At 68.3% G+C, this 505-nt stretch carries 1 protein-coding gene; it reads right to left on the bottom strand.

The genetic code is table 11. The features are described from left to right. Nucleotides 1–145 precede the first annotated feature (145 nt). Nucleotides 146–505, bottom strand: a 360-nt coding sequence (locus tag FUT87_RS29435) for a hypothetical protein (RefSeq protein WP_186830760.1), incomplete at its 5' end; no start/stop codon positions are given.

Here is a 505-nt window from a genome sequence, read left to right as displayed (position 1 = left end):
TCGCCGAGCGCGCTCAGCACCGCCGCCCCGTGTTCATCGGACTTGCCGACCACGCGCGGACGCTGCGCGTCGGGCAGGTGATAGAGCAGCTCCTTGATCTGGCGCTCGACGACCGGCGCCTTCTCCTCGATCACCAGCATGTCGGTCAGGCCCTGCGCGAACTCGCGGATGCGCGTCGGCTCCAGCGGATAGACCAGGCCGACCTTGTAGACGCGCACGCCGCCGCGGCCAGCGCGTTCGGGTCCAGGTCCAGGCGGCGCAGCACTTCCATGAAGTCGTAATGCGCCTTGCCCACGGTCACGATGCCCAGCGACGCGCGCGGGCTCACCACGATGTGCTTGTCGATCGAATTGATCTTCGCGAACGCCAGCACCGCGTCGATCTTGTGCGCCAGGCGCGACTCCAGCTCCAGCGACGGCAGGTCCACCGAGCGGATGTGCAGGTCGGTTGGCGGCGTGTGGTCGACCGGCAGTTCGAAGTCCAGCGGCACCGCGTCCAGGTCGAC

Source organism: Mitsuaria sp. TWR114 (assembly GCF_007997345.1).
The sequence above is the reverse complement of the archived record's forward strand: the minus strand, read 5'-3'. Positions and strand labels throughout refer to the sequence as shown.